The sequence below is a fragment of the Parendozoicomonas verongulae genome (assembly GCF_009711465.1).
In the GTDB taxonomy this organism is placed as follows: Bacteria; Pseudomonadota; Gammaproteobacteria; order Pseudomonadales; family Endozoicomonadaceae; genus Sansalvadorimonas; species Sansalvadorimonas verongulae.
This window is the reverse complement of sequence record NZ_SMME01000756.1, coordinates 3439-5569: the sequence shown is the minus strand read 5'-3', so window position 1 is coordinate 5569 and position 2131 is coordinate 3439. Positions and strand designations below refer to the sequence as shown.

2 protein-coding genes are annotated in these 2131 nt (G+C 51.6%); both read left to right on the top strand.

All coding sequences use genetic code 11. The annotated features are described in order from the left end of the window. Positions 1-238: hypothetical protein (locus tag E1189_RS23615; RefSeq protein ID WP_230460186.1), on the top strand; the 238-nt coding region annotated here is incomplete at its 5' end. 354 nt (positions 239-592) lie between these two features. Continuing rightward, on the top strand, positions 593-2131 hold a 1539-nt coding region (locus E1189_RS05410), incomplete at its 3' end, for a hypothetical protein (RefSeq protein WP_196221224.1).

Below are 2131 nucleotides of genomic sequence, written 5' to 3'. Positions count from 1 at the left end.
TGCATCCTGTCTCAGTCAACTGGCTCATTGCTTCCGCCTTTTATCCGCCTGGCCGAAACCCATGCTGAACACCTTGGACATTGAAGAAGACAAGAAGCATGAATTCAAAGATCAAGCCAGCTCACTCTTTGAACTAGCCAACGACCTTGAGCCCTACCGAAAAGCGCTGAAGAAGGATGAATCCTGGAGGAAAAGAGAACGGCAGCTATTGGTACATATTGCAGCCTTTCCACAGTAAACGTCAGACAGCCCCGTTAGGGGGCCTGACGAGTGTTGAACCTTTGTTCCCTCATCATAATCCATACACAACACTGGTTTTATAGTTACTCCCAGACACAGCTTTTGCAGAGGTTTTCAAAGCATGAACCTACAACCAAACTATGGGAAAGGCAGCCATTACTGGCAGGTGCCTGTTATATACAAACAAGGAGATTCAAGCAGCTATACGTCTTACATCCCCAGTACACAAGGTTCTGCCCCCCAAAGTGCTGGCCTCTCTGGGCAGCATCAACTTTCACAGCGTCACTTCCAGTATTCCCCAGCTCACTCTTATATACAAAGAGAGTGTGACATAAATGCTGGATTCAAACTGTTGAAAACCAATCCTCAAAAAGTATTAACTGACACAGAAACGCTCTTTAAAGAATACTTGGACAATCCGCCTCAATATGCCCGTGTTGTGCAATTAAAAGCCAGAGCTTTGTTTGAGCTTGATAAGTTTGATGAATGTATTGGGTACATCAATTCTCTTCCGCAACATTTGCAAAGCAGCAAAAGTGTGATGATGGCAAAGGGCCGGGCTTTACAGGCGAAAGGCCATCTCACTGAAGCTTTCCCCCTTTTCCATTACCTGTATACAAGATGCTCAACATCTCTCAAAGATAGAAAAAACAATGGGTTGGCTCTGGGCAGGCTACTTCAGGCCATGGGGGGCTCAGAGAACATGAAAAAGGTCATGGAGATCTATACCGGGCTACGTACCCAAACAACCGGGGGGGTAGAGAACACCCCCTGTGGTGACAAGGACATCGAACTGGCCCTGGGCAGACATCTCCAGATTATGGGTGGTGCGCACAACCTGAAAACGGCTCTGGATATTTATACCAAGCTGCGCACCCAGATGGCCGGGGGGCTGGTGAACACCCCCTGCCATGACAAAGATGTCGAGTTAACACTGGGCAGACACCTCCAGCTCCTGGGAGGCATAGATAACATGAAAGCAGCCCTGAACATCTTTACCCAACTGCGCACCCGGATGGCCAGGGGACAGGCGAACACACCTTGCCATGACAAGGATGTCGAGCTGACGCTGGGCAGACATCTTCAGATCATGGGGGGGCCGGATAACATGAAAGCGGCCCTGGACATCTATACCCGGCTGCGTGCCCGGGCCGCCGGAGGGAAGGCAAACACCCCTTGCAATGACAAAGATATCGAACTTGTTCTGGGCAGATATCACCAGGCCATGGGGACTATGGAAAACATGAAAATGGCTCTGGATATCTTTACACGACTGCGTACCCAGGCAGCCGGGGGGCAGGCGAATACACCCTGTGAGGACAAGGATATCGAGATAACACTGGCCAGACATCTTCAGCTCATGGGAGGTCCAGACAATATGAAAGCGGCTCTGGACATTTTTACCTGGCTGCGTACCCGGGCAGCCGGGGGGCGGGTGAATACACCCTGTGAGGACAAAGATATCGAGTTGGCACTGGGTATACACCTCCAGTTCATGGGAGGGCCAGAACATCTGAAAGCGGCTCTGGAGATTTTTACCTGTCTGCGTACTCGGGCAGCCGGAGGGCGGGCAAATAGACCCTGTGATGATAAAGAGATTGAGTTAACACTGGGCAGATGTCTTCAGTTCATAGGGGGCAAGAGCAATCTGCAGGCAGCTCGGGAGATCTTTATCCAGCTGCGCACCCGAGCGGCCGGGGGAGTGGCGAACACACCCTGTGAGGACAAGGATATCGAACTGGCTCTGGGCAGACACCTCCAGCTTATAGGAGGGGCAGAAAATCTGAGAGCGGCTCTGGACATCTTTACCCAGCTGCGCATCCGGGAAGCCGGGGGGCGGGCTAACACACCCTGTGAGGACAAGGAAATCGAACTGGCTGTGGTCCGACAC